The organism is Bradyrhizobium sp. SZCCHNS3016 (assembly GCF_032484535.1).
Classification (GTDB): Bacteria; Pseudomonadota; Alphaproteobacteria; order Rhizobiales; family Xanthobacteraceae; genus Bradyrhizobium.
The window spans coordinates 55096-81089 of record NZ_JAUETE010000004.1 but is presented as its reverse complement, the minus strand read 5'-3'; the positions used below and the strand labels follow the sequence as shown (position 1 = coordinate 81089).

The window sequence follows — 25994 nt, the reverse complement described above, 5'->3', positions numbered from 1 at the left end:
GATGGGCCGGTCCGAGAACCAGGCGCGCCTGTTGAGGGAGTTTTAACCTAGGCCGTTTTGAGCCCCGTTTCCACGGTTGAAATAAGCCAACCTTAATTGCCGCCCGCATATTTTCACGGGTGAACGCCGTGACCCCCTCATGGTTCGTTAGGCATCATTCATGCGAATTGTATCCAGCCTGCTTGCCCGCCTTCGCCGCGACGTCAGCGGCAACGTCGCGGTGACGTTCGCCATCGTCTGCGTTCCGCTGATCACGGCGGTCGGCTGCGGTGTCGACTACAGCCGCGCCAACCAGATGCGCGCCAAGCTGCAGGCGGCGGTCGACGCCGCATCGGTCGGCGCGGTGTCCCGGACGGCGCCGGCCTTCATTGCCGCGGGCGCGATGACCTCGGACGGGGTGATCGCCGCCGGCAATGACGACGCGGCCAAGATCTTCAACGGCAACATGTCCGGCACATCGGGCTATACGCTGACCAGCCTGACGCCGGAGGTAAAGAAGGCCGGCTCGGTGCTGAGCGCCACCGTGTCGTTCTCGGCCACCGTGCCCATGATGTTCATGAACATCGTCGGGTTCAAGACCATGACCCTGAACGGCTCGTCGACGGCGAAGGCCTCGATGCCGCGATACATCGATTTCTACCTGCTGCTCGACAATTCGCCGTCGATGGGTGTGGCGGCGACGCCGGCGGACGTGACCAAGATGGTCAATGCGACCTCGGACAAATGCGCCTTCGCATGCCACGACTACAACGACTCCAACAACTACTACAATCTCGCCAAGACGCTCAACGTGACCACCCGGATCGACGTGCTGCGCAGCGCCACCCAGCAGCTCATGGACACGGCGCAGCAGACGCAGACCTATACGAACCAGTTCCGCATGGCGATCTACGATTTCGGCGCGGCGTCGAAGACGATCGGATTGCGGGCGCTGTTTTCGCTGTCGTCGAGCCTGTCCAGCGCCAAGAGCGCCGCAGGCAACATCGACCTGATGGGCGTCTACGGCAACAACGACTCCTACACGGCCGACAAGGATACGCCGTTCACCACGGTGTTCCCCGCCATCAACAACGAGATCTCGACGCCGGGCGACGGCACCACCGGCTCGCCGTTGAAATACCTGTTCTTCGTCTCCGATGGCGTCGCGGACGAGAGCAACGCCGCCTGCCTGAAGCCAAAGGCCAGCGGCAACCGCTGCCAGTCGCCGATCAATCCGGCGCTCTGCACGACGCTCAAGAACCGCGGCATCAAGATCGCGGTGCTCTACACCACCTATCTGCAGCTGCCGACCAACAGCTGGTACATGAGCTGGATCGATCCTTTCAACAAGGGGCCGTTCGGCCCGTCGCCGAACAGCGAGATCGCCCAGAAGATGCAGGCCTGCGCCTCGGACGGGTTCTATTTCGAGGTGTCGCCGACGCAGGGCATCGCGGAGGCGATGAAGGCGCTGTTCCAGAAGGCGGTCGCCGACGCACGGATCGCGAGCTGATCGACTCGGCCCCCGGAAGCGCGCCGGCATTTGCGCGCTTCCTTGCCGCGGTCGGTTGCGGAATCAGGACCTGTAGTCGCCGTTGATCGCGACATACTCCTTGGTCAGGTCGCAGGTCAGCACGCGGTCGCGGCCCTTGCCGAGGCCGAGCGCCACCTTGATCTGCACCTTCTGCGCCTTCATCGCCTCGGAGACTTCCGTCTCGTCATAGGACGGATCGCGCGCGCCCTTGGAGGCGACGCGGATGCCGTTGAACGAGATCGAGAGCTTGTCGCGGTCGGCCGGCTCGCCGGCCTTGCCGACCGCCATCACGACGCGGCCCCAATTGGCGTCCTCGCCGGCGATGGCGGTCTTCACCAGCGGCGAGTTGGCGATCGACATCGCGATCTTGCGGGCGGACGGCTTGCTCTTGGCGCCCTCGACGATGATCTCGACCAGCTTGCGTGCCCCCTCGCCGTCGCGCGCGACCTGCTCGGCGAGGTCGGCCAGCACGGCATTGAACGCCTTCACGAACGCTTTCGCGCGCGGGTCGCTGGCGCGGCTGATCTTCGGTGCGCCTTGGGCCGCGGCGGCGCCGGTGGCAAAGGCGAGCAGCGTGTCGGAGGTCGAGGTGTCGCCGTCGATCGTCACCGCGTTGAAGGTGTCCTCGACGCCGGCCTTGAGCAGGGCCTGCAGCGCGGGTGCCGAAATCGGCGCATCGGTGAAGATGAAGGACAGCATCGTCGCCATGTCGGGCGCGATCATGCCGGCGCCCTTGGCCATGCCGTTGATCGTCACCTTGGCCTTGCCGAGCTTGACGGTGGCGGTGGCGACCTTCGGGAACGTGTCGGTCGTCATGATGGCGCGCGCCGCGCCCATCCAGTCTTCAGGCGCCGCGGTGCCGGCCAACCCTTCGAGCACGCCGTCGAACTTGGTCGCATCCAGCGGCTCGCCGATCACGCCGGTCGAGGCGAGGAAGATCTCGTCCTGCTTGCAGCCGACCGCCTTGGCGGCGATCGCCGCCGTCAGCGCCGTCGACTGCTTGCCTGTCTTGCCGGTGAAGGCGTTGGCGTTGCCGGAGTTGACCACCAGGGCGCGCGCCTTGCCGCCCTTCAGCTTGGCCCGGCACCATTCGACCGGCGCCGACGGGCATTTCGACAGCGTGAACACGCCGGCCACGGTGGTGCCGGGATCGAGCAGCGCCAGCAGCACGTCGGTGCGGTTCTTGTAGCGGATGCCGGCCGCCGCGGTCGCGAGCTTGACGCCCGCAACGGCGGGCATGTCGGGGACATCGGTGGGGGCGAGCGGGGAGACGGCTGAGGACATCGGAGAGGCTTCCGGCAGGAATGAGCGGGAAGCGCTCTGTATCATCTCGGTCGTCGTTGTGGGAGTGGATGTCACTGCACCCACTGCTGTCATCCCGGCGAACGCCGGGATCCATAACCACAGGGTCCAGTTGGGAGCCCCGGTATCGGCCGCGTGCCTGTTTCAAACATCACGCGGTATGGGTCCCGGCTTTCGCCGGGACGACACCATTTATGACGCGACCATGTCGCGCCTCAAGCCAAGTAGCCGAGCCGCTTACTTCTTCGCCGGCTCGGCTGGCTTCGCATCCGCCGGCTTGGCAGCATCGGCGGCCGGCTTGTCCAGGCGCTCGATCTTGGCGGATTCGCGCAGCTTGCCGACGTAGTCGGCCTGGGCCTTGCGGGTGACGTAGGTCTCGATCTGGCCCTTGACCTGGTCGAACTCCGGCGGCTTGCGGCTGCGTTTTTCCTCGACCTTGATGATGTGCCAGCCGAACTGGGTCTTCACCGGATCGGAGATCTTGCCCGGCTCGAGCGAGAAGGCGATGTTGGCGAACTCCGGCACCATCTGCTCCTTGGTGAAGAAGCCGAGGTCGCCGCCGTCCGAGGCGCCGGGGTCCTTGGACTTCTTCTTGGCGAGCTCGGCAAAATCGGCACCCTTGGCGAGCTCGGCCTTGACGGCCTTGGCCTCGTCCTCGGTCTCGACCAGGATGTGGCGGGCGTGCACCTCCTGCTCGCCGCCGATCTGCTTGGCGGCCTCCTCGTAGACCTTCTTCATCGCGTCCGGCGTGGTCGCGGCCTTGCCCTCGCTGGCAAGCAGGCTGTCCATCAGCAGCCGGTTGCGGGTGAAGGCGAGGCGCTTCTTGAACTCCTCGCTGTCGGCGACCTTCTTGTCCTCGGCCGCCTTGGCGACGAGCTTCATGTCGATCAGGAACGACAGCACGTTCTCGTCCTTGGTCGCCGGATCCATCTGCGCGAGGCTCTGTCCGAGCTCCTCTTCGGCGAGCGTCACGTCGCTCTTGCGGATCTCGGCGCCGTTCACCTTGGCCAGCACCGGGTTGGCATCGTCGGCGGCGCGTGCGGGCGCGGCAAGCAGGGACAACGCGAGACTTCCGGCGAGAGCGGTGGCAAGGCCGAGGCGCAGGCCGGTTTTCGTAACCGGGAACGACGTGGTCATGGAAAATCCTTGTTGAGAAGAGGGGGCTCGAGGGGGGAGGCCTCAGGGCGGCCGGGACACTCGCCCAATCGCCGTGCCTTGGCAACGCGAAAAGTCTGTCAATTTCGTGAAATCGGCGACAGGTGGACGGCGACGGACCGGCTGTCGGGCGCCGTTGACAACGTTCCCCCCCAGCCATATCTCTCCCCGGTCGCTTCAAGGGCGATAGCCCTTATTTTGCTGCGTTTTTGGCCGTTGAACCCTGGTTTGCCTGTCTCCCACTCATCTGGCGGACGCCGCCCGGCGCCGAAGGTCGAGGCTGGCGCGGGTGCTGCGGTGCATCACGTCGGGAACAGCAAACCCAAACCATGAGTTACGGCTGCAACGCAGACCCATAGAGGCAGGATTTCAGCAATGATCGGCGCGCTCGCCCGTAAGCTATTCGGCTCCGCCAACGACCGTCGCGTCAAGGGCTACCAGTCCCGTGTCAACGCCATCAATGCGCTGGAGTCGGAGCTCGCAAACCTGACCGACGAGCAGCTCAAGGCGCGCACCGAGGAGTTCAAGACGCAGCTCGCCGAGGGCAAGACGCTCGACGACATCCTGGTGCCCGCGTTCGCCACCGTCCGCGAGGCCTCCAAGCGCACCCTCGGCCAGCGTCATTTCGACGTCCAGCTGATCGGCGGCATGGTGCTTCACGAAGGCGATATCGCGGAGATGAAGACCGGCGAAGGCAAGACGCTGGTGGCGACGCTCGCGGTCTACCTGAACGCGCTGGCCGGCAAGGGCGTCCACGTCGTGACGGTGAACGACTACCTTGCCCGCCGCGACGCCGGCTGGATGAGCCAGATCTACGGCTTCCTCGGCCTGACCACAGGTGTGATCGTGCACGGCCTCGACGATGCCGAGCGCAAGGCGGCCTATGCCTGCGACATCACCTACGGCACCAACAACGAATACGGCTTCGACTATCTGCGCGACAACATGAAGTACCGCCTGGAGGACATGGTCCAGCGCGGACACTTCTTTGCGATCGTCGACGAGGTCGACTCCATCCTGATCGATGAAGCGCGCACGCCGCTGATCATCTCCGGCCCGCTCGACGACCGCTCGGAGTTCTACAACACCATCGACACCTTCGTGCCGAAGCTCGACAAGACCGACTACGAGGTCGACGAGAAGCAGCGCACGGTGACGCTCACCGAAGCCGGCATGGAGAAGATCGAGACCCTGCTGCGCGATGCCGGCCAGCTCAAGGGCGAGTCGCTCTACGACGTCGAGAACGTCTCCGTCGTCCACCACATCAACCAGGCGCTGCGCGCGCACACGCTGTTCACCCGCGACAAGGACTACATCGTCCGCGACGGCGAGGTCGTGATCATCGACGAGTTCACCGGCCGCATGATGCCGGGCCGGCGCTATTCCGAAGGCCTGCACCAGGCGCTCGAGGCCAAGGAGCACCAGCCGGTGCAGCCCGAGAACCAGACGCTGGCCTCGATCACGTTCCAGAACTACTTCCGCATGTATGCCAAGCTCGCCGGCATGACCGGCACGGCCGCCACCGAGGCCGACGAGCTGTTCGACATCTACAAGCTCGAGGTGCTGGAGATCCCGACCAACCTGCCGGTCGCACGTCTCGACGAGGACGACGAGGTCTACCGCACCCAGCAGGAGAAATACGCCGCGATCCTGGCCGAGATCGAGCGGGCGAACTCCCGGTTGCAGCCGGTGCTGGTCGGCACCGCCTCGATCGAGAAGTCGGAAGTGCTGGCCGCCTATCTCAAGCAGCATGGCTATAAGCAGATCGACTTCGGCAGCGAGCGGGCGCTCGACAAGCTCTATGCGGCGGCCCGCGCCGGCAAGCCGGCAAAGCTGTTCGCGGTGCTGAACGCGCGCTTCCACGAGCAGGAAGCCTATATCGTGGCCGAAGCCGGCGTGCCCGGCGCGATCACGATCGCGACCAACATGGCCGGCCGCGGCACCGACATCAAGCTCGGCGGCTCGCTCGAGATGCGCCTGCAGCAGGAGACCGCCGGGATCACCGACGAGGCCGAGAAGGCCGCCAAGATCGAGCAGATCAAGGCCGACATCGCCCGCTTCCGCGAGATCGTGCTGAAGGCCGAGGAGACGGTCGAGATCGAGCCCGCCAAGGGCTCCAAGCCGGCCAAGACCGTGACCAAGCCCGGCGGCCTCTACATCATCGGCTCCGAGCGGCATGAATCGCGCCGCATCGACAACCAGCTGCGCGGTCGTTCCGGCCGTCAGGGCGATCCCGGCCGCTCGAAGTTCTTCCTGTCGCTGGAAGACGATCTGATGCGCATCTTCGGCTCCGACCGGCTCGACAGCATGCTGACCCGGCTCGGCCTCAAGGAAGGCGAGGCCATCATCCACCCCTGGATCAACAAGGCGCTGGAGAAGGCGCAGCAGAAGGTCGAGGCGCGAAACTTCGACATCCGCAAGAACCTCCTGAAGTTCGACAACGTCCAGAACGACCAGCGCAAGGTGATCTTCGACCAGCGCGTCGAGCTGATGCAGGACGAGAGCGTGGTCGAGACGATCACCGACATGCGTCACGCCTTCATCGACGACCTCGTCGCCAAGCACGTGCCCGAGCATGCCTATGCCGAGCAGTGGGACGTCGCCGGCCTCAAGGAGGAGCTGAAGCGTGTGCTCGACATCGACCTGCCGGTCGACGAATGGGCCAAGGAAGAGGGCATCGCCGACGAGGAACTGCTCAAGCGCATCGAGACCCATGCCGACGAGCGCATGGCCGCCAAGGTCGCGCAATGGGGCCCCGACGTGATGCGCTACGTCGAGAAGACCATCCTGCTGCAGACGCTCGACCACCTCTGGCGCGAGCACTTGGTGATGCTCGACCATTTGCGCCAGGTCATCGGCCTGCGCGGCTATGGCCAGCGCGATCCGCTGCAGGAGTACAAGTCGGAAGCCTTCACGCTGTTCGAGGCCATGATCGCGCATCTGCGCGAGGCGGTCACTGCGCAGCTGATGCGGGTCGAGATCGTGCCGCCGGAGGAGCAGCAGCCGGTGCTGCCGCCGATGCAGGCGCATCACGTCGATCCGAACACTGGCGAAGACGAACTGGCCTTCGCCAACGTCTCACTGGTGCCGTCCTCCGGCGTCGCTCCGGTCCCGGCCGAAGCGCGCAACCCGAACGACCCCGCCACCTGGGGCAAGATCGGCCGCAACGAGGACTGTCCCTGCGGCTCGGGGAAGAAGTACAAGCACTGCCACGGCAGGTACGCGTAAAACATGATCCGGAAAGATGCGAAGTGGCTTTCCGGAGAGATCATGCGCGAACGATTGAAGCTCGAGCAATCGCGCTTTGATTTTTAGGTAGCGGCTTACGATACGTCGTGTCGGGATTGCCGGAGCCGTCCGCGGGAGACAAAGGTGGGAGCGGTCGGCGCAGTGTGCCGCGCGGTCCCGATGTCAATCGATCGGCGATGATACGCCTGAGGCGGCGTGCGCAATTCAATGATGGCGTTCGCGGTGGTGTTGAGTCCAGCGCGACTTCAGCTCGCGAACGCGGGCAGCCGATCGTTGCAGTGCGTTCGCCCGTATCTCCTGCGAGCAGGCTGCTGCGGTCAGCGCCCGGTTGATCTCGCGTCCGACATCGGAGGTTTGATCCTCGTCGCTCAACCGGGTGAAGATGATGAGGTCGGCCCCGGCCTTGACAGCGGCGACCGCAGCGGCTGACGGCTGCTTGGCGTCGAGAGTCGCCTTCATGGCCAGGTCGTCCGTCATGATCACGCCGTCGTAGCGCAGCTCCCGCCTGAGCAGGCGATCGATCGCATGCGCTCCATTCTGGGTAGCGATATTTCCCCAGCGGTTGGAATTCGCGAGATGTCCGACCATGATCGCGTCGGCCAGCCCCGCTGCGATCAGCCGCTTGAACGGCTTCAATTCCGCCGGCGACCAGGTGGATGTGACGTCGGCAATGCCAGCATGGCTGTCCGTCGTCGATGAGCCGTGACCGGGGAAGTGTTTCAGGACCGTGAGGATCCCCTTCCTGCGATGCTCGACGATGAAGGCCGTGGCATATTTGACGACCGTGTCCGCGTCATTCCCATAACTGCGCTGCCGCTGCCCGATGATGGGATTCGAGGGGTTGCTGTTGAGGTCGACCACGGGTGCAAGATTTGTATTGAAGTGCAGCGAGGAAAGCTTCCGGGCAAGCAGACCGTATGTGTTGCGAGCCGATCGAATGGAGCCTCCGGCGACGGCCGCTGCAGAGGGCGTCTCGTCGAATCCGATGTTTTTCCCAATGCGCTCGACGCTGCCGCCCTCATCATCGATCGCGATGAAGGGAATTGTTGCGCATTTGCATTCGCTGATCCGCTTGATCATCTCCTCGAGGTCTTGCCGCGCGCCGACATTGCGCCCCAGTATGATGATTCCGCCGATGAGGCCGCCTTCGAGGTCTGCGAGGATCTGCTGAAATCCGGGATCGGATGGTTTCGTGCCGAAGAAGCCGGCAATGATCATCGAGCCGACGAGTCGCGAGGTCGCCGCTTCATTCCGGCAATCCATGGCCATGGCGTGATGATCCGACAGGATCAGACATGCGGCCATGAGCAGGAAGCGAGCAAGTCGTCGGGGTGCGGCTGGCCTGGTGAACATCCAGATGGCAGTCTCGGCGTGGTCGGCGTCAGCGGCGGCAATCTACGTGAAATCAGCGGATCTGCAACGTCGTGGGGCTTCTGCAGGCCGCCGCCGCGCGTCGGTGCTCTCTCAGATCGCGCCGCGATAGGCGAGGCAATGCTCGCGCAGCTCCGTGCTGGTGAACGAGCGCAAGGTGGCTGGGTCGACCTTGAGCAGAAGCGGCAGCATTTCCTTGACCATCTTGGCCAGCTCCAGACGGCTGAGGTGATTGGTGACGGCGAGCTTGAGCCGGTCCTTACGGGCGCCGAATTGTACCGAGATGTCCGACGCCCGCATCAGACGACGGAGGTTACCTGCCTCCGCGTCGGTCGCATCCAGGAACAGATCACCCTTGTTGTACTCGCCGACGTTTCGGCTCGATTCCTTATCGGCGAGGATGTCGATCGTGAGCTGTGGCTTGTGATCGTCATATTTGAACGAGGCCGGGATGACCGTCGGCGGCAGATGGAACGTCAGATAGTCCGGCTTGTCCGGGATCTTCCGGCAGGTGTAGATCATCGAATTGTAGAACGTGCCGGGTGGACCGATGATGTCGATCTTGTCTGCCTTGCCTGACCGTGTGGCGTCAAACGCGGCCCTGTGCATCGCGACGCTGTAGCGTCGGAACAATAGCGTGTCGTCGTTGCGGGCTGTCCCCGGCAGCACGAACCAGATGTCGGGCATCACAAATGCGAAGTCGGAAACGAATGCCGGGCGCGCATGAGCCGAGGCGGCGGCAAGCGCCATCACGGCTGCGGAGAAGACGAGTCGGTGGATCGGGTTTCGCAGCACGGCTTGATCGTCGAGGGGGTCAAGGGATGGTTGCGGCTGGCGCTCCGAGCGCGGCGGCCAACTAGATTCTCGCCCCCTCCGCGATCGTCCGCGGCGCGGCGTTGAGCTGCTCGATCGCGAAGCCCGCGGCCTTCTTGTAGCCGGCCATGAAGGCGTCGCGCTCGGCGGGTGGGATGACGTCGTCGATATCGGTGAACTTCCCGCCGCAGCGCTCGTCGACCAGATTGAGCAGGCCGAACGGACCGGCGCCACGGTTGCGCAGAATGACTTGTGAGATCGGGCCGCACAGTCTCTCGTCATACGCGGCGAGCGCAGCCGGCGTGACGCCGTGCGCGAGCAGGCAGGTGCCGAGCACGCGGGCGTCGACGATGGCCTGGCTGGCGCCATTGGAGCCGGTCGGATACATCGCATGCGCGGCGTCGCCCAGCAGCGCCACCGGGCCGTCGACCCAGGTCGGCACCGGATCGCGGTCGATCATCGGGTTCTCATAGGCGCCGTCGGCGCCGGCGATCAGCGCGGGCACGTCGAGCCAGTCATAGGTCCAGCCGGCGAAGTGGTGAGCAAACTCGCTCACCGGAACCTGGCGGAACCAGCCGGTCTGCTTCCAGCCCTCGGTGTTGTCCATCGTGACTTCCGCGATCCAGTTGATCAGTGCGAGCCCCGTCTTCGGATCGGGGTGCGAGATTGGATAGACCACGACGCGATGGCGATGGGTGCCGAGCCCGACGAAGGACGATCCGGTGCGCATCGGCTTCGCCCAGGTGACGCCGCGCCACATCACCGCGCCGCCCCAATGGATCGGCGGCTGTGTGGGGTGCATCTGCGCGCGTACCGCCGAATGGATGCCGTCGGCGCCGATCAAGAGCCGCCCGCGGGCCTCCGAGGTCGAGCCGTTGGCCTGCTCGATGCGGGCCGTGACCGAGCCGTCGGCATTCTTCTCGTAGCCGGTCACGCGGCTGCCGAGCCGCACGGTTTGAGCTCCCGCGCGCTCCACCAGCCGGCTGTACAGCAGCATATGCAGCTTGCCACGGTGAACCGCATATTGCGGCCAGTTGTAGCCTGCGAGCAGGCCGCGCGGCTCGGAATAGATGTCGTTGCCGTTTAGCCCGACCAGCGCCCATTCCTTCGCGGGCACGCCGACCTGATCGAGATCGTCAGCGCCAATGCCCAGATCATACAGCTCGCGCACCGCGTTGGGCTGCAGGTTGATGCCGACCCCGAGCGGCCGCATCTCGCGCACGCTCTCATGGACGACGCAGGGCACCCCGATCTGCTGCAGGGTCAGCGCCGTCGCGAGGCCGCCGATGCCGCCGCCGGCGATGATTACGGGAAGATCGGTCATACGCTTGATCCGTTGCACGCAGGAAGGGAGCGATGGGGAGAGGCGGCGACGGCAGCCGCCGTGCGCCGGTTCTGGCTCCGCAACCTGTCCTCCCATGGCCTCACCGGCCGGTATCCGCCCGGCCGCTCCCGAAAGGCCTAGTTCAGAAGAATTGCGGAGACAAGCGAAATGGACTGCGGGGTATGATAGTCTGGCGTCATGCGGCGCTCGTCTTTCGTCCTCAGCTTCGTCCTGGTCTTGCCCCTTGCGAGTCCCGTCATGGCGTTCGATATCGAGGCCCACCGCGGTGGTCGCGCATTGCATCCGGAGAACACGCTGCAGGCTTTTGCTGCCGCGCTGGACCTCCATGTCGACACGCTCGAGCTGGACGTCGGCGTCACGCGTGACGGCGTGCTCGTGGTCTCGCATGAGCGGCGGCTCAACCCCGACCTCGCCCGTGACGCCGCCGGCAACTACGTCGCGCCGCCTGGACCGCTCTTGATCGAGCTGCCGCTCGCAGAGGTGCAAGCCTACGACGTCGGTCAGATCCGTCCGGGCAGCGACTACGCCAGGCAGTTTCCGGAGCAGCGCGCGTTGCGCGGTCCCGGCGCCGCGCCGCCGCGCATTCCGTTGTTGAAGGAGGTCATCGACCTTGTGCGGCGCTCAGGAGACGATCATGTCCGTCTCAACGTCGAGACCAAGCTCGATCCGGATCGTCCCGATGAGGCGCCCGATCCGCAGCGCTTCGTGACGCTGCTGCTCGGCTTGCTGGAGGCCGAGCATTTCACCGACCGCGTCATGATCCAGTCGTTCGACTGGCGCACCCTACGGCTGGTGCAGCAGCGCGCGCCAAAAATCCCCACCGTCTATCTGTCACGGCAGGGCGGCAAGACGCCGACGGTGTCGCTGACGGAAGCGACGCGCTGGACCGCCGGCTTCAACCCGGCCGATCACGGCGGCTCACTGCCGCGCACGATCCACGCGGCCGGCGGCAAGGTGTGGTCGCCGTATTTCACCGAAGTCACGCCGGAGCTGATCGGCGAGGCCCATGCGCTCGGCCTTCAGGTCGTGGTCTGGACTGTCAACAAGCCGGAGGACATGGCGCAGCTGATCGACGTCGGCGTCGACGGCATCATCTCCGATCGGCCGGATCTGTTGCGCAAGGCTGCGGCCGACAAGGGGCTTGCGAAGCCCATGGGAAAGCTGCACATTCAACGGCTGGGGCCAGGCGTTCCGGAGAAATAGTTGCGCCTCGACCTATTTCCGCAGGCAGATCGCGCAACCTGATCAAGACGCCAGTCGTTTGGTCATGAACAGGCTGAGCGGATCGAGGCGGTAGGTGCCGAATGGCCCGCAGTCCTGATAGCCGGAGCTGCGATAGAGCTGGATCGCCTGCGGCTGACGGATACCCGTTTCAAGGCTGACGCGGTCGATGCCGCGCGCCCTGGCCTCGCTTTCCAGTGTCATGAGGAGCTTGCGTCCAAGACCACAGCCGCGGGCAGCTTCGCGCACGAACAATCGCTTGATCTCTGCGTGATCTGGGTCAAGTGGCCGAAGCGAGATCGAGCCGAGCAGCAGTCCCTTGCGACGGGCGGCAAGAAAGACGACTCCTGGCGCAGACAGCGCGTCGGCGTCGACGGGGTGATTGCTTTGCGCAGGGTATAGCGTGCGCAGATAGGCGTTGGCCTCCGCGATGAGGCCCCCCACGTCAGCCTGCCTGGCATCTTCGACCGCGATGGTGATGTCGGTCTCGTCCATCTGCAACCAGCCCGGCGGAGCAAATCCCGCTGCCATGATGCCAGAACACCACCATCGCGATCAAATGCCGAGCAGGCTTCACTCCTGCACCACCTCGTGCCGGATCACGAACGGCGCGAGCAGCGTATGCACCTCATTCGCGACCGGCTCGCGTTGCTCGGCCGGCACGTTGCACAGGGTCACCGTGGCGAGGCTGCCGTGGCTGCCATGGGCGCCGACCTTGACGCTGCAATCGATGCCGCGATCGGTGAGTTGCGACAGCACCTTGGTGAACGCGCGCGTCGCGGCGTCCCAGCGCAGTTGCGGCTTGAACACCTTGCCGACGCCCGTCACCGGCATCGGGTCGATCGGGATGATCTGCACCGGCACCGCGGCGCGCTCGGGCGTGCGGGCGCGCACCCAGTCTTCCAGCTCGCCCGGTTGCACGCTCGCGCCCGGCTTGAGCTGGACATAGCCGATCGGCAGCTCGCCGGCGTAGGCGTCGGGCTGGCCGACCACTGCGGCGAAGCCGACCGCCGGATGCTGGAACAGGATCTCCTCGATCGGCGCCGGATCGATGTTGTGGCCGCCGCGGATCACGAGGTCCTTGGCGCGGCCGGTGATCCAGAGGAAGCCGTCGGCATCGAGCCGGCCGAGATCGCCGGAGTTCACCCAATGGCCGTCGATGAACGCGCCCTTGTTGTGGGCGTCGTCGAGATAGCCTGAGAACACGCCGGGCCCGGCCATGATGACGACGCCGATCTCATCCGCCGCGCAATCGCGCTCATAACGGCCGTCGGCATCGAGCTTGACGATCCGCACCTTGGCGTAGGGCAGCGGCAGGCCGACCGAGCCGAGCCGGATCGGCTGGTCCGGATAGGCCATGGTGTGCACGCTCGCGGTCTCGGTCATGCCGTAGACCTCGACGACCGGCAGCTTGAGCTTGTCCATGATCGCCTGCCCCACGGCGACCGGAATCGCCGAGCCGCCGCCGGCGGCATAGCGCAGGCTGGAGATGTCGGCCGCGCCTTGCGGCACCGCCAGCGTCGCCGCCAGCACTGTAGGCACGCTCGAGAGCGTCTCCGGCTTGTAGCGCTCGACCAGGCCCCAGATGTTGCGCACCGCATTCGGATTGCGCCAGCCGGCGCCGGAGAGCACGACGAGGGACCCGCCCGCCGACAGCGTCTGCAGCGCCTGGGTCAGCGATCCGCCGACGTGAAACAGCGGCATGCCGAACAGCAGCGTGCCGCCCGGCTTGGCCTTGAGGATCAGGTTGATACCCCAGGCCTGATAGACTTGGTTGCCATGGCTGTGACGCACCAGCTTGGGCGTGCCGGTCGTGCCGCCGGTGTGGAAATAGGCGGCGGTGTCGCTGGCCTTGATCTGCCGGCCGCTGACCAGGTGATCGCCCGGCTGCGGCTTGATCAGGTCGTTGAAGGCGTGAATGCCGTTGGCGGGGTCACCACCGCCGCCATGCACCTGCACGATCGCCTTGAGGTGCTTGAGGCTGCCGCGGACCTTCTCGACCTTCTGCCAGATGTCGGTGCCGGGCAGGGGCCCGAGCGCCACCAGCACCTTGGTCTTGGCGGCGTCGAGGATCTCGGCGATCTGGTGCGGCTCGAGCAGCGGATTGACCGGGTTGGCGATGCCGGCGGCCTCGGCGCCGAACAGCGTGACGAAGGCGTCGGGCACCAAGGGCAGCATGAAGCTGACGACGTCGTCGGGGCCGACGCCGAGCGCATGAAACATGTTGGCGGCCTGGGTGACCCTGGCGATGAAGTCGCGATAGGAGATCACGACCGGCGTATCGGCCGGATCGGCATTCTGCAGAAACTGGATCGCCGGCGCGTCGGGGTTGGCCGATGCGCCGCATTTGAGCGCCTCGTAGGTGCTCTGCGCGGCGATCCGCTCGCTGTACGGTGTCTGCTCGAAGGCGCGGATGTCAGACGTGCTGGCGAATGTCGGATAATCGCTGCCGATGGCGCGATCGAGCAAATGAATGCCCATGGCCTGTCCTCCCTGTGTCGTGTCCTCGTCCGGCATGGCCGGGGATCGCGCGCGGGCTCTGTTGGCGGCCCGTTCGTCGCGATCGTCAGCTAGCAAGATGATGGAGGATTCGTCTTGCGTCTATCCCGAGCTTGCCGGGGCAGCCGATACATTTGCCGCAGGGCGGGATCTGTAGGGTGGGCAAAGGCGCGCCTGCGAAACAGCTGCGCCGCATTGCGGTGTATAGGCGCGCCGTGCCCACCGTCCCAGACCGACGCAGCAGATGGTGGGCACGGCGCGTTGGTCGAATCCCGTGTGGAAGCACCGCGATCGCGCCTTTGCCCACCCTACGGCAGCTTACCGCTCAGCTCGCCGCGTCGATCAGATTCTCCAGCAGCCGCTTCAGCTCGCCGGTGGCCTTGTCGCCGTAATTCTCCAGGATGTGCGCCTCCTGGCTGGCGGCGAGCGAGTTCAGCCGCTTGCACAGCGCCTTGCCATGATCGCTGATGAACATCAGCACCTTGCGGCGGTCATGGGCGTCCTGGCGCCGGTAGACCAGCGAGTCCGACACCATGCGGTCGATCATTTTGGTCAGGGTCGGGTGGTTCAGCAGCACCGCGTCGGCGAGATCGCCCATCGAGTGCCCCTCGCCGTCGGAGAGCACCTTGAGGATGCGCCACTGCTCGACGGGCACGCCCTCGGTGCTCAGGCGCGACTCCAACTGCCGGTTGATCTCCCGGTTGGCTTGCGCGAGCAGGTAGGCGAGATGTTCGGTGAGGGGGGTGTTGGGATGGGGCGGTTTGGCCACGGTGAATTTCGCTTGCGGTCCCGACTTGAATGAATGTCCGGCAGTTGCTGCCCGATCTATATGCATCCCAATTCTTGAACATTCAACATTTTCGAATAGGATATTTGCCGAATACGTGCTGATTTTGACGGCGTATGACCGCCGGTCCACAATGGGCCAGACACGGTTGCGGCCAAGGAGTGGGTGTGCTCTCGACAGGATCTGTCACGGCCGGGCGTCTCAGTCTGCCGCCATCCCTGCTGTTCAGGAGCCCGCCCCGGCGGGCCGGCCTTCCCGCACTCGCCCCGTTCGATCCTGACCGTATCCAGCGGCGCGGCTCCCAGAACAGGCTGCGCATCGGCAATTTCCTTACCTTCTCCGGGTCGCCCGGCATCTGGGGGCCGGCCGCGACCAACAGCGCGCTGCTCGCGGTGTCCGAGATCAACCGCCACGGCGGTATCCTCGGTCGCGAGATCGAGTTGTCGTTCTACGATTCCGGCGGGCCGGTCGAAGAGGTGACCGAGCGCGCCAGGTATGCGCTCGAATTCGACGACATCGACGTCGTCATGGGCTCGCATATCAGCGCGGTCAGGCTGGCGCTGCGACGGCTGACCCGCGCCCGCACCCCTTATGTGTATACGCCGGTCTATGAAGGCGGCGAGCGCACGCCCGGCGTGATGGCGATCGGCGAGACGCCGCACAGCCAGGCCCGCCCCGCGATCCACTGGCTGGCGGAGAACAAGCGCGCCCGGCGCTGGTATCTGATCGGCAGCGACTACGTCTGGCCCTGGCAGTCCCACCTTCAGACCAAGACCTACATCACCGAGGCCGGCGGCCAGGTGGTCGGCGAGGAGTTCGTGCCGGTCGGCGAGGATGATCACGAGGCGCATCTGGCGCGCATCCGCGCCGCCAGGCCTGATGTCGTGCTGATCTCGCTGATCGGCACCGACAGCATTACCTTCAATCGCGCTTTCGGCGAGTCCGGCCTCGCCGCGACCACCCTGCGTCTCGCCGGCGCGGTCGACGAAACGGTGCTGCTCGGCATCGGCGCCGACAACACCGAGAACCTGTATTCGGCCTCCGGCTATTTCAGTTGCATCGGCTCCAAGGCCAATGACGCGTTCATGAGCCGCTACACCGCGATGTTCGGCGCCGATGCGCCGCCGGTCGGATCGGTCGGTCAGTCGAACTACGAGGGCCTGCGCTTCCTGAAGGCGGCCGCCGAGCGCGCCGGCTCGCTGTCCCTGCGACCGCTCGCCGCCGCCGGCCGCAACATCGTCTATTCCGGCGCGCGCGGCGAGGTGACGATCCGCCAGGGCCGGGCCGGCATGGCGATGCATCTCGCCGCGGCCGACGGACTCGATTTCAAGATCATCCGCACGTTCTGAGTAACGCTGCGCCGAGCTTGGCCGGGCTGCGTGCCGCGGTCACCCTCCCCTGGAGGGGGAGGGTCGCCTCACGGGGTGCGAAGCGGCGCGTGAGGCGGGGTGGGGTGATCTCTCCTCTGGAGCCGGCGCGCGTGGAGACATCACCCCACCCCGCTCGCCCGCTTCGCGTGCGATCGACCCTCCCCCTCCAGGGGAGGGTGAGCCATCACATTCGCGGCCGCCTGTTCAGTTCAGCCGCAAGGCAATCACGATGACAAGATCTGCCGTCACGCGGCCGCAGCCTTCTTGGCCTGCACGTCGACGGCAGCCGCCGGCGTACCCCCGACCAAACGAATCATCCTGCTGATGGCCTCCTGCGGCATCGGCTTGCCGAACAGGAAGCCCTGTACTCTGCTGCAGCCTTCCTCGCGCAGGAAGGCGAGGTGCTGCTCGGTCTCGACGCCCTCGGCCAGCACGGGAATGTTGAGGCTGCGCCCGAGCAGCAGGGTGGCCTTGATGATTGCCGCGGCGTGCACGCTGATCTCCACCGACTGGACGAGCTCTTGTCGACCTTGATCTTGTCGAATGGAAACACCTGCAGCGACGAGTAGCCGGTGCCGAAATCGTCCATCGCCACGGTGACGCCGATCGCCTTCGGGTTCCTGCAAGGAACTCGGGCAACTCCCAACGCCGGCCGCAGGGCTCGCCGGCACACGGCCTTTTGCGCCCCCGGTGGCCGGAACGGGTTGCCGCTCCGTGACGGAATTAATACGATCGGATGTCAGTCACATGAAAGTTGGAGTGCCCGGATGCGTGCGCAGTCGCGAGCCCTGTCGAACCCGGTCGGTCTGTGGTGGGCGATGCTGACGCTCGTCAGCCTCGCCAACATCGTGTTCTGGTTCATCCTGTACCGCCAGCTCAACGGCGGCAGCAATACCCTGGGCCAGGCTTCCCAGACCGGTTCGATGCTGGCGCTATCGGCGGCCTATGTGTTCGGCTGCGCCTTCCGCTCGGTGCTGCCGCGCGCCGACGTGCAGCGCATCTGTCTGGTCGACAGCTGGCTGTCGAGCGTGTTCGTCGGCCGCACCGTGGCGACCATCGCCGAGATCGCCTTCGCGGCGCAATGGGCCATCATCCTGGCGCAGCTCGGGGCGATCGCGGATGCCGAGACCGCGGTCAACATGGCCCGCATCATCGTGCCGCTGATCGTCGTTGCCGAGATCTGTTCCTGGTATGCGGTCGTCACCAGGAATTTCCTCTACAACGCGATCGAGAACTCGCTGTGGGCGGTGGCCTTCCTGTTCGTCGGCATCGGCCTCGGCCGGCTGCTGCCGGAGTTCGACGGCATGGTTCGCGGGCTTCTGATCGGGGGCCTCGTCGGCATCGCCTGCTATCTCGCCTTCCTGGTCGTGATCGATGTCCCGATGTATGTGAAGCGCTGGCGCATCGAGCGCGCCGCCGGCACGCCGCTGTTGCACCCGCTCGTCGGCCTGCGCGACTCCGCGACGCGCTGGACCGTCACCCACGAGTTCGAGCACTGGAAGGAAGAGATCGCCTGGATGTCGCTGTATTTCAGCGCCGCTGTCTGGGGCTCGCTGGCGCTGTGTGCGCTCTCGGCGATGAACGATCAGCCGCATGATCGCGCGCAGGCGATCGGCGCGCCGCCGGCCATCGTCCAGCACGACGCCGATCGGTCCTGACGCGACATCCCGCCGTGACGGTCACGGCGGGATGCCTGCCGGCTGAGCGCCGGTGTCTCAGCCATGCATCGCGAAGTGATGCGCGTCGTCCATCTGGACGATGTGGCTGTAGTCGGCGTGCGGCGCGTCGTGCACGGCCGCCGGGGCGTGGTCGAAGTTCGGCGGCACGATGCCGGTGTTGCCGGCATGGCCATGGTCGCCGAAATTGTCGACGACGATCGGGTTGTGCGACGAGCCCTCGCCATGCAACGGGCCGGGGAGGCCGGGGCCGGGGCCCTGGCCGCCCTGGACGTTGTCGCCGGACTGGTGGATCGCCTGCGCGATCGAGTCCCAGAACCCGCCATGGCTGCCGCCGTCGGGCGCGCCGTGGGCCACCGCAATGCCGTCGCCACGCAAGCCGTCCTGCGCCAGCTTGAAGATATCGCCGATCGCAGCGCCGAGATCGCCATGGCTGAGGTCGTTGACCAGCGAGCCCAGGTCGTGGCCGATCGCGTCGAGCTGCTGACCCAGCGAGTGGCTCAGCTCGCCGGCGGTCTGCGCCAGCCCGTTGAGGCCTTCGCCGACGAAGTGGCCGACGCCGTCGACGATGCCGGTGCCGACCGCATCGGCGCCGTGGGCGATGCCGGAGATCGCCTCGCCGATCGGTCCGCCGATCAGGTGGCCCGCCGCCGACGCCGTGTCCGTGACCACGCCGATGGCGCCGTCGGCAACCGCCACGCCGGCGTCGAAGCCGCCCTTCACCACCGCGCCTGCGGCGTCCAGTGCGTCCATTCCGACCTCGCCGGCCGTTCCGACGATGGTGCCGGCCATGCCGAGCGCGCCGTGACCGACCGCGCCGGCCGCCTCCAACCCGGCCTCGCCGAGGCCGACCGCGGTGTGTGCGAGGTCACCGGCGACGTCGAGGGCGCCATGCGCCACGTCGCCACCGACCTTGAGTCCGCCATCGACGATGTCGCCGCCGATATGCTTCACGTCATTGATGACGCCGTCGATGTCACCATGCACCAGATGGCCGACCCCGGACGCCACGTCGCCGGCGACGTTGATCCCGGTATGGAGGACGTCGCCGCCGACATGGACCACGGTCGAGGCCACGTCGCCTACGGTGTGAAGCAGGCCGCCGCCGATCGCCTCGGCGCCGTGCCCGATCGCGCCGAGCACGCCGCCCACGGTATGAATGGCCTCGCCGCCGAGCGCGCCGATGCCATGCACCACGCTGCCCACGGCATGGGCCGCATCGCCGGCGACGTGCTCGACCGTATGGACCACGGCGCCCGCCGCACCGCCGACCGCACCCGCCACATCCTTCGCGACGTCCTTCACGTCGTCCACGGCGGAACTGACGGCATCTCCGATATCATCCCAAAAGCTCATGACCTGCTCCTCTCGGTTGCGTCACCTCGCCTCGGGTGACGCGCCGTTTGTCGCAGATCGCGTCCCCGCGCTCCGTGCGCGACATCACGCAAGCTGAGACGTGGCAGGGCTCCGGCGCGAAGCCTGTCCGTAAGCCGCGTCATCCACCTCTTCGGGGGCCGCAGGGAGGGACATGCGTGGATGCCGGCGCAGGCCGGGCAACTAATTAGCAGGCCCTGATCGCGATCGTTCAGGGAGCATCGGTGTAATGCTCGGCGGCGGTTCAGGCGTGACCGATCCAGCCATGCCAGGTCAGCGCTGTGAAGAATGGACGAACATCGCGAAAGCCGCCGTCACGCAGGATGGCTTCATCCTCCCCTGGGCTCAGCATGTTGACGCTGGCATCGACGGTCGCGCGCATCGTCCTGGCCCTCTCGGGGTCCGTGCCGGACGCAACGGCATAGGCCGCGTACCGATCCAGCCACAGCGACCTCTCGACTGGCTCGTTGGGCAGGCAGCTATGGGCCACCACGAAAGGCGCCCCAGGGTGGAGCCGGTCGTGCACGGCGCGGACTGTCCGCAAACGTTCCGATGCTGCCAGAAAATGCAGCGTCAGCAGGCATGTCGCCGCGTCAAACGGGCCGGCCGGCGCATCGTCGATGGTGCCCTCGATCAGTTCGACCCGGCTCGTCCGCGCGCCGAGCGTGCGTTCGGCGAGTCGCAGCATCTGCGGCGCCGGATCGACGCCGACGAAGGTCCATGATGGTTGCGCTTCCGCCAACGCATTGAGCTCGAGCCCGCCGCCCGCGCCCAGCACGAGCACCCTCGCATGTTCGGGCGCCCGCTCGGCCAGCAGGACCGCCGTCATCCGGTGCAGCCCGTCGAGACCGGGCACGAAGCGCCGCGGACCATCCGTGTAGCGCGCGACGAACTCGGGATCGGAAAACGCGCGGATGAACTGCTGGGCGCCGTCGGCGATGTCAGCCGGCATGACAAATGTCTCCTTTGCGGGGTCGCTTCCGTCGTTCGAGGCGGTCGTGGAAATCAGCGCTCAGCGACGCCAGCGTGATGGCGCCGAGACGGGCCAGCAGCAGGGCCTCGGCGGCCCGGATGGAGGTGTCGAGCGCCGCATTGACCGCCTGCTCGACGAGGCAGTCGGGAGTCTCGCTCCGATGGCCGATGGCGAACAGCGATGGACGCCCGAGTGAATCGTAGACGTCGCGCAGGGTGACGGTCGCCAGATCGCAGGCGAGCGTCCAGCCGCCGCCATGGCCTTTCTCGGAGCGCACATAGCCGCTGTCCCGGAGGCCGGCCATGATCCTGCGGATCACGACCGGATTGGTCTGCATCATCGCTGCGAGCGCCTCGGACGTGACCGGACCCTCGTGCTCCGCCATGTGGAGCAGGACGTGCAGGATGCCGGACAACTGGCTGTTGGGTCTCATGTAACTTTTAATATGGCATGATATTCCAGCCGTCAACCGGCCGGCCCGGCCATGAAGGCTTGGGCGACGACGCTGGCGCCTCTGCCCGTCGGGCGATTCGGTCCTGCATCCCGCGTGCGGCGGGCGGGTCCATGCCTCGCAGCGATGAGAAACGCGCTGCGCGGAAAAACTGAATTTGCCCGCGCGTTCAAGCTGATTTGGGCTGTCCAGTCCCATCAGCAAAAATATGCCGCTTCCAAATTTCGGAATATCGTGATTTATTCCGTCCGTCCCGCCTCATCGACGAGGGGCGCTGCGCGGTCGTCACGAAGCGTGGAGTGCGGGATGTGATGGGCGGGCCGGTTTGCAGCGTGATCATTCGCGCGGACGAACAACATCGGCTCGCACGGTCAAGTCGCGTGGTCCTGACCTCCCGATGCTGAGGTCAAGCCGGCTGATGATGCCCCGCGCATCTCGCCGGTGATGGGGGCAAGACAGCCCGGTCCCCAGGGAGATCGCGAAGCAGCCGTTCAAACCGTCGCGCAGGGAGGGCCGGGTCGTCCGGCTGGACCTGTGGTACCTGCCGCCTGCATTTTTTCGCAGGCGGGCCACGGGCCTCAGTCGAGGTCCGGCCTTCCCTGCACCCTCGCTTCGAGAGGGTGAGATCGATGGATCACTCGGACGCCAAGGGCGCCGCGAGAACAATGACGCGCATCCCCAAATGCAGTTTGAGATTGCTGACCACGACGGCCCCACAAATGCGGTGCCACCCTCCCCCTCCAGGGGAGGGTGGCACCGAGCACGCGGCTAGCTTGCGCGTGTCCGGCGGCCCTCGGTGTCTCGCAAAAAAGCGGCGCTCGATGGACGGCTTACTATTTGAATCCTGCGAACCGGCTGTCGAACGAGTTCGACTGCAGCACCGGGACGGCGCCGGAGACCAGTGCGGTCTGGGTCTGGGCGGGGGCCGAGGCCGTGGTGGCGGGCGCGTCGCCGGCGGCGGGCTTGAACGGCGACCGCGCGGCAGCCTGCCTGGTCTCGGCCGGCTTGGCCGCGACCGGCTTGGGCGCAGGTTTGATCTCGGCGGGCTTGATCTCCGAGGGCCTGGCCTCCGCGGTCCTGGTCTCGGGCTTCGCCGTCGCAGCCTTGGTATCGGCCGCCGCATTGCCGCCAATCCCAACCTTGCGGGCGAGGCTCGACATGAAGCTCGGCTTCTCCGGCGCACTGACGGCTGCCACGCGAGTGGAGGGCGCCGCTGCGGGAGCCGGAGCCGCACTGGCCGGCATCGCGGCGACCTCGTCGGCGCCGGGCGCGCGCGGCGGGTTGACATGACCGGGGATCGTGCCTGGCGCCGGCGAGAAGTTGGCGAGCGACAGTCCCGGCGCTTCGCCGGCATCGGACAGGCCGGTGGAGGCGCCCGGCACGCGGCTGGCGAAGATCGGATTCATGCCGCCATCGATACCGGTGTTGAGCTTGGCGACCGGCGTGCCCTTGGCGACGAGCTTGGCGTATTCCACCTCGTCCGCCTGCTGCTTGTCGCGCACGGCGGCGGTGATCTCGTCGGGAACGACATAGGCCGGGCACTTGGCGGCGGCGTCGAACACCGGATCATGCGTCGCGCCCGGCGGCTTCTGGGCGTCGAAGACGTACTTCTTCTCGCAGAAGTCGACCTTCGGCTCCTGCCGGGTGACTTCGAAATGGTCGTAGCCTTCCTTGATCATGCGCCAGAACGGCATGTTCGGATTGTTGCGGTGCCTGGCCATGTTCACCGGCGTCATCCGGAACGGATAGGCCTGGAACTGGAAGGCCCGCTGGCCGCCGAAGAACGACTCGCGCCCAAGCGCATAGATCTCGGCGATCTGCTCGTCGGTCATCGCGAAGCAGCCGCGCGAGGAGCAGTCGCCATGCACCATCAGCTGCGAGCCGCTGCGGCCCAGCGCCTTGTCGAAGGCGTTCGGATAGCCGGTGTTGAAGGACAGGTAGTAGGCCGACTGCGGATTCATCTGGCTCGGATTGATCGAGTAGAAGCCCTCCGGCGCCTGGCGGTCGCCCTCGCGCACCTTGGGTCCGAGGTCGCCGGACCAGCGGCAGATCGGATAGGTCTTGAGCAGCGCGAACTTGCCGGAGCGGTCCTGCTTCCAGACCTCGAGCTCGGCCTCCTGCTTGAACACGCGAACCAGGATCGGCGACTGCAGATCCATGTCCTTCTCGCCCATGGTCGCGACGAGCTTCGGCGGCACCGGCTGGTTGGCCTTGGCGTTGGTGGCGAGCGCGACCTGATCGCTGTTGCAACCCGTCAGCAGCGCACCGGCGGCCAACACCGCCGAGGTCATCAGAACCCGGACGAAAGCGCGGTTGATCAAGACAATGCTCCCCGCAAACCCGGCATGCCGCAACACCCCAGTCTCATCTCGCCCGATCGGCCCGAAAGCTGGATAAATCACGGGTCGACCCTGCGTCATGCCGTCAAACCATTGATTAAAATTGTAGCCTTTGACCCCACGACCCGCAACCCGCGCTCCGGTGGAGCCGCGAGGCCCTGGCCGCTTTGGTCAACAACTTCTAAACAGCAGAGCCCGCCGGCGGGGCCGAAATGCGGCCAAACGGCTGGAAAGACTCACAAAACCGCGAGCGCCGAGCGCTCGGCTCCCGCCCGCTCAGCCGAGCTTGCGGCCGATCTCGATGAACTTCTGCCGGCGCTGCTTGCGGATGGCGTCGGCGTCGAGGCCCTTCAGCTCGTCAAGCGCCTGGGCGATCGCCTCGCCGGTGGCCGCGATCATCGCCGCAGGATCGCGGTGGGCGCCGCCGACCGGCTCCTTCAGGATGGTGTCGACCACGCCGAAGCGGAGCATGTCCTGGGCGGTGATCTTCATGCTGTTGGCGGCTTCCTGCGCCTTGGTGCCGTCGCGCCAGAGGATCGAGGAGGCGGCTTCCGGCGAGATCACGCTGTAGATCGCATGCTCCAGCATCAGCACGCGATTGGCGGTGGTCAGCGCGATGGCGCCGCCCGACATGCCCTCGCCGGTGATGATCGCAACGTTGGGCACGCCGAGTGCCAGGCAGGCATCGGTCGAGCGCGCGATGGCCTCGGCCTGGCCGCGCTCCTCGGCGCCGATGCCGGGATAGGCGCCGGCGGAATCCACCAGCGACAGCACGGGGATGCCGAACCGCTCGGCCATTTCCATCAGGCGGACCGCCTTGCGGTAGCCTTCGGGTCGGGCCATGCCGAAATTGTGCTTGAGGCGGGATTCGGTGGTGGCGCCCTTTTCCTGACCCATGACGCAGATCGGCTCGCCGCGGAAGCGGCCGAAGCCGCCGAGCAAAGCGGCGTCTTCGCCGAACTTGCGGTCGCCGGCGAGCGGGGTGAACTCGGTGATCAGCCCGCCCACGAAGTCCGTGAAGTGCGGCCGCTGCGGATGGCGGGCCACCATGGTCTTCTGCCACGGCGTGAGCGTGGCGTAGAGCTCGGCCAGCGCCTGGCCGGCCTTCTCCTCGATCCGGCTGACCTCCTCGCCGATATCGGTGCCGGAGGCGGCCATCGCGCGGAGTTCGTCGACCTTGGAATCGAGCTCGGCAACAGGCTTTTCGAAATCGAGGTAGCTGCGCATGGGATCCGGCATGGAAGAGCTGAAGGAAGAGCGCTGGGAGACGAAATCGGTTCGGCCTTCGGACCTGAAGCCGAAGGACTTCAGGAGCTTAGGGTACGATCGGTGCCCAGCCTCCCGGCATCGCGCCGGGATCGCGGGCAGGATGGCGCTCTTTCGGGGCAGACGGGCGCGAAGTCAAGCCGGCCGGGCGTCACGCCGGCGGATTTGGTTTCGGGAAGGTGTGAAGCGAGGTCAGGTCTCGGCCAGCGGGTGCAGGTCGCGCACCAGGCTCTTGAGCCGTTCCTCGACCACATGTGTGTAGATCTGGGTGGTCGAGATGTCGGTGTGGCCGAGCAGGGTCTGGACGATGCGCAGGTCGGCGCCGTTGTGCAGCAGATGGCTGGCGAAGGCATGGCGCAGCACGTGCGGCGACACCAGCCGGGCCGGCAGGCCGCTCGCCACCGCCAGCTCCTTGAGGTCGCGGGCGAAGTGCTGGCGGGTGAGGTGGCCGCTCTCGCCGAACGAGGGAAACAGCCATTTGCCGAACGTCGCGCTGGCCTTCTTCTCGGGCTTCAACGCATCCAGGGCGGCGAGATAGTCGGCCATCGCCTGGCGCGAGGCCTGGTTCAGCGGTACCAGCCGCTCCTTGTTGCCCTTGCCGCGCACTACGATCATGCGGGCATCGTTGCGGGCGGCCGTCCGCGGCAGCGCCACCAGCTCGGAGACGCGCAAGCCGGTCGCGTAGAGCACCTCGAGCAGGCAATACAGCCGCAGCGCGCGCAGCCGCTGCGCCGGCGAAGCGTCCGTGCCCTCGCTCAGCTCCTTGGCGCGGGTCAGCATCCGGTCGACATCGCCGATCGACAGCACCTTGGGCAGCGGCCGGCCGCGTTTCGGGCCCGACAGGATGGCGGCGGGATCGTCGCTGCGGATGCGCTCGCTCAGCAGGAAGCGAAACAGGTGCCGCATCGCCGACAGCCGCCGCGCCACGCTGGAGGATTTGAAACCCCTGGTGTCGAGATCGGCGAGATAGTCGCGCAATGCCTGGGTGTCGGCCGTGGCGAAGCCGTTGGCCTTGCCGCCGAGAAAGTCGGAGAGATCGGTGAGGTCGCGGCGATAGGCGTCCAGCGTGTTCTGACCGGCGCCCTGCTCGGCGGCCATCATGTCGAGGAACAGGCTCATCAGCCTGGCGTCGGAGGCCTTGACCTTCATGTCGTGAAATCCGCTGCGTCCGAGGCGATCGAATCACTACGAGGTATTCGTGCCGGCACGTCGAGCGGTGACTGCAAATCTGGCCGATATCGCGGCGCCCGGCCGCCTCAGACAATCGTAAAATTCTTAATCAATGCCCTGTGG

Annotated in this window: 19 protein-coding genes and 1 pseudogene; 5 read left to right on the top strand and 15 right to left on the bottom strand. The window is 66.2% G+C overall.

Annotated features, from left to right (window positions below; translation table 11 throughout):
* Positions 1-160 precede the first annotated feature (160 nt).
* On the top strand, positions 161-1489 hold the full coding sequence (locus QW881_RS10265) for a TadE/TadG family type IV pilus assembly protein (RefSeq protein ID WP_315735230.1): 1329 nt from the start codon (positions 161-163) through the stop codon (positions 1487-1489).
* 63 nt (positions 1490-1552) lie between these two features.
* Here QW881_RS10265 and argJ read toward each other — a convergent pair whose 3' ends face one another.
* Entirely contained in the window at positions 1553-2794 is a 1242-nt protein-coding gene (gene argJ, locus QW881_RS10260) for a bifunctional glutamate N-acetyltransferase/amino-acid acetyltransferase ArgJ (RefSeq protein WP_315756893.1), read from the bottom strand.
* A gap of 255 nt (positions 2795-3049) precedes the next feature.
* Positions 3050-3949, bottom strand: coding sequence for a peptidylprolyl isomerase (locus QW881_RS10255; RefSeq protein ID WP_315756894.1), 900 nt, complete (start codon positions 3947-3949; stop codon positions 3050-3052).
* A gap of 393 nt (positions 3950-4342) precedes the next feature.
* Here QW881_RS10255 and secA point away from each other — a divergent pair, with 393 nt between their 5' ends.
* A complete protein-coding gene (gene secA, locus QW881_RS10250) occupies positions 4343-7195 on the top strand; it encodes a preprotein translocase subunit SecA (RefSeq protein ID WP_315756895.1) in 2853 nt (950 codons plus the stop codon).
* A gap of 225 nt (positions 7196-7420) precedes the next feature.
* On the opposite strand, the gene QW881_RS10245 is transcribed toward secA, so the two are convergent.
* The 3 genes from QW881_RS10245 to QW881_RS10235 all read right to left on the bottom strand — a co-directional run bounded on the left by QW881_RS10245 (position 7421) and on the right by QW881_RS10235 (position 10724).
* The gene (locus QW881_RS10245) at positions 7421-8485 is read right to left on the bottom strand and encodes a glycoside hydrolase family 3 N-terminal domain-containing protein (RefSeq protein WP_315756896.1); all 1065 of its coding nucleotides are present in this window, start codon (positions 8483-8485) and stop codon (positions 7421-7423) included.
* A 195-nt stretch (positions 8486-8680) separates the two neighbouring features.
* Positions 8681-9382 carry a hypothetical protein gene (locus QW881_RS10240; protein WP_315756897.1) on the bottom strand — a complete coding sequence of 234 codons (702 nt, stop codon included), beginning with the start codon at positions 9380-9382 and terminating at the stop codon, positions 8681-8683.
* A 61-nt stretch (positions 9383-9443) separates the two neighbouring features.
* Positions 9444-10724, bottom strand: coding sequence for a flavin-dependent oxidoreductase (locus tag QW881_RS10235; protein ID WP_315756898.1), 1281 nt, complete (start codon positions 10722-10724; stop codon positions 9444-9446).
* A 258-nt stretch (positions 10725-10982) separates the two neighbouring features.
* Here QW881_RS10235 and QW881_RS10230 point away from each other — a divergent pair, with 258 nt between their 5' ends.
* The gene (locus QW881_RS10230) at positions 10983-11948 is read left to right on the top strand and encodes a glycerophosphodiester phosphodiesterase (protein WP_315756899.1); all 966 of its coding nucleotides are present in this window, start codon (positions 10983-10985) and stop codon (positions 11946-11948) included.
* A gap of 42 nt (positions 11949-11990) precedes the next feature.
* On the opposite strand, the gene QW881_RS10225 is transcribed toward QW881_RS10230, so the two are convergent.
* The 3 genes from QW881_RS10225 to QW881_RS10215 all read right to left on the bottom strand — a co-directional run bounded on the left by QW881_RS10225 (position 11991) and on the right by QW881_RS10215 (position 15234).
* Entirely contained in the window at positions 11991-12461 is a 471-nt protein-coding gene (locus QW881_RS10225; protein ID WP_315756900.1) for a GNAT family N-acetyltransferase, read from the bottom strand.
* Between the two features lie 78 nt (positions 12462-12539).
* Positions 12540-14447, bottom strand: coding sequence for an acyl-CoA synthetase (locus tag QW881_RS10220; protein ID WP_315756901.1), 1908 nt, complete (start codon positions 14445-14447; stop codon positions 12540-12542).
* 343 nt (positions 14448-14790) lie between these two features.
* The gene (locus QW881_RS10215) at positions 14791-15234 is read right to left on the bottom strand and encodes a MarR family winged helix-turn-helix transcriptional regulator (RefSeq protein ID WP_315735215.1); all 444 of its coding nucleotides are present in this window, start codon (positions 15232-15234) and stop codon (positions 14791-14793) included.
* A 185-nt stretch (positions 15235-15419) separates the two neighbouring features.
* Here QW881_RS10215 and QW881_RS10210 point away from each other — a divergent pair, with 185 nt between their 5' ends.
* Positions 15420-16601 (top strand): substrate-binding domain-containing protein, encoded by a 1182-nt coding sequence (locus QW881_RS10210; protein WP_316159093.1) that lies wholly within the window; start codon positions 15420-15422, stop codon positions 16599-16601.
* Between the two features lie 266 nt (positions 16602-16867).
* Here QW881_RS10210 and QW881_RS10205 read toward each other — a convergent pair.
* A pseudogene (locus tag QW881_RS10205) lies at positions 16868-17235 on the bottom strand (EAL domain-containing protein); the annotation flags it as partial.
* 154 nt (positions 17236-17389) lie between these two features.
* Between QW881_RS10205 and QW881_RS10200 the strand changes: the two are divergent.
* On the top strand, positions 17390-18280 hold the full coding sequence (locus QW881_RS10200; RefSeq protein WP_315756903.1) for a hypothetical protein: 891 nt from the start codon (positions 17390-17392) through the stop codon (positions 18278-18280).
* A 57-nt stretch (positions 18281-18337) separates the two neighbouring features.
* On the opposite strand, the gene QW881_RS10195 is transcribed toward QW881_RS10200, so the two are convergent.
* The 6 genes from QW881_RS10195 to xerD all read right to left on the bottom strand — a co-directional run bounded on the left by QW881_RS10195 (position 18338) and on the right by xerD (position 25850).
* Entirely contained in the window at positions 18338-19654 is a 1317-nt protein-coding gene (locus tag QW881_RS10195) for a hypothetical protein (RefSeq protein WP_316159094.1), read from the bottom strand.
* A gap of 262 nt (positions 19655-19916) precedes the next feature.
* The gene (locus tag QW881_RS10190; RefSeq protein WP_316159095.1) at positions 19917-20624 is read right to left on the bottom strand and encodes a class I SAM-dependent methyltransferase; all 708 of its coding nucleotides are present in this window, start codon (positions 20622-20624) and stop codon (positions 19917-19919) included.
* Complete coding sequence (locus QW881_RS10185) at positions 20614-21078, bottom strand: Rrf2 family transcriptional regulator (RefSeq protein ID WP_316159096.1); 465 nt, start codon at positions 21076-21078, stop codon at positions 20614-20616. Before QW881_RS10185 ends, QW881_RS10190 begins: the two co-directional genes overlap by 11 nt.
* 851 nt (positions 21079-21929) lie before the next feature.
* A complete protein-coding gene (locus QW881_RS10180; RefSeq protein WP_316159097.1) occupies positions 21930-23417 on the bottom strand; it encodes a L,D-transpeptidase family protein in 1488 nt (495 codons plus the stop codon).
* Between the two features lie 294 nt (positions 23418-23711).
* Positions 23712-24674 carry an acetyl-CoA carboxylase carboxyltransferase subunit alpha gene (locus QW881_RS10175; protein ID WP_315756907.1) on the bottom strand — a complete coding sequence of 321 codons (963 nt, stop codon included), beginning with the start codon at positions 24672-24674 and terminating at the stop codon, positions 23712-23714.
* A gap of 219 nt (positions 24675-24893) precedes the next feature.
* Positions 24894-25850 (bottom strand): site-specific tyrosine recombinase XerD, encoded by a 957-nt coding sequence (gene xerD / locus QW881_RS10170; protein WP_315735196.1) that lies wholly within the window; start codon positions 25848-25850, stop codon positions 24894-24896.
* Positions 25851-25994: the final 144 nt, after the last annotated feature.

What these genes read in the sequence shown, in the direction of transcription:
- QW881_RS10265 (WP_315735230.1), top strand. Translation starts at nt 161, where the DNA reads ATGCGAATTGTATCCAGCCTGCTTGCCCGCCTTCGCCGCGACGTCAGC.
- argJ (WP_315756893.1), bottom strand. Translation starts at nt 2,794, where the DNA reads ATGTCCTCAGCCGTCTCCCCGCTCGCCCCCACCGATGTCCCCGACATG.
- QW881_RS10255 (WP_315756894.1), bottom strand. Translation starts at nt 3,949, where the DNA reads ATGACCACGTCGTTCCCGGTTACGAAAACCGGCCTGCGCCTCGGCCTT.
- secA (WP_315756895.1), top strand. Translation starts at nt 4,343, where the DNA reads ATGATCGGCGCGCTCGCCCGTAAGCTATTCGGCTCCGCCAACGACCGT.
- QW881_RS10245 (WP_315756896.1), bottom strand. Translation starts at nt 8,485, where the DNA reads ATGGCCATGGATTGCCGGAATGAAGCGGCGACCTCGCGACTCGTCGGC.
- QW881_RS10235 (WP_315756898.1), bottom strand. Translation starts at nt 10,724, where the DNA reads ATGACCGATCTTCCCGTAATCATCGCCGGCGGCGGCATCGGCGGCCTC.
- QW881_RS10230 (WP_315756899.1), top strand. Translation starts at nt 10,983, where the DNA reads ATGGCGTTCGATATCGAGGCCCACCGCGGTGGTCGCGCATTGCATCCG.
- QW881_RS10225 (WP_315756900.1), bottom strand. Translation starts at nt 12,461, where the DNA reads ATGGACGAGACCGACATCACCATCGCGGTCGAAGATGCCAGGCAGGCT.
- QW881_RS10220 (WP_315756901.1), bottom strand. Translation starts at nt 14,447, where the DNA reads ATGGGCATTCATTTGCTCGATCGCGCCATCGGCAGCGATTATCCGACA.
- QW881_RS10200 (WP_315756903.1), top strand. Translation starts at nt 17,390, where the DNA reads ATGCGTGCGCAGTCGCGAGCCCTGTCGAACCCGGTCGGTCTGTGGTGG.
- QW881_RS10195 (WP_316159094.1), bottom strand. Translation starts at nt 19,654, where the DNA reads ATGAGCTTTTGGGATGATATCGGAGATGCCGTCAGTTCCGCCGTGGAC.
- QW881_RS10190 (WP_316159095.1), bottom strand. Translation starts at nt 20,624, where the DNA reads ATGCCGGCTGACATCGCCGACGGCGCCCAGCAGTTCATCCGCGCGTTT.
- QW881_RS10185 (WP_316159096.1), bottom strand. Translation starts at nt 21,078, where the DNA reads ATGAGACCCAACAGCCAGTTGTCCGGCATCCTGCACGTCCTGCTCCAC.
- QW881_RS10175 (WP_315756907.1), bottom strand. Translation starts at nt 24,674, where the DNA reads ATGCCGGATCCCATGCGCAGCTACCTCGATTTCGAAAAGCCTGTTGCC.
- xerD (WP_315735196.1), bottom strand. Translation starts at nt 25,850, where the DNA reads ATGAAGGTCAAGGCCTCCGACGCCAGGCTGATGAGCCTGTTCCTCGAC.